Origin of the sequence: Agrobacterium sp. MCAB5 (assembly GCF_052114365.1) — a bacterium.
Lineage (GTDB): Bacteria > Pseudomonadota > Alphaproteobacteria > Rhizobiales > Rhizobiaceae > Agrobacterium > Agrobacterium tumefaciens.
The window spans coordinates 1-358 of record NZ_JBFREP010000375.1 but is presented as its reverse complement, the minus strand read 5'-3'; the positions used below and the strand labels follow the sequence as shown (position 1 = coordinate 358).

At 58.9% G+C, this 358-nt stretch carries 1 pseudogene; it reads left to right on the top strand.

Features of this window, described 5'->3' with window-relative positions:
- A pseudogene (locus tag AB4Z23_RS29100) lies at window positions 1-358 on the top strand (flagellar biosynthesis protein FlgA); the annotation flags it as partial.

Below are 358 nucleotides of genomic sequence, written 5' to 3'. Positions count from 1 at the left end.
CTGGTGCATGCGGCGCTGCGCATTACCGAGATCCCGGTTGCCTATGCGGAGATCGCCAATGGCGGCCTATTCGAGCGCACTGAAACGATCGACCTTGCAACGTGTTTGCGGCGTCCGGATGAATCCGGCCTCGGTGGCGGAGTGTTTCTGGTCGTCCGTTGCGACAATGCCTATTCCAACCATGTCCTCGTCACCAAGGGCCAGATTGCAAACTACGATGAGACCACAGCCGTCATTTACCGGCCCTATCACCTCTGCGGCGTGGAAACCTCGACTTCGCTGCTGATGGCAGGGTTGCTGGGCATCGACACCGGCTCTGACGACTATCGACCACGCTATGATCTCGTCAAAGTGGCGG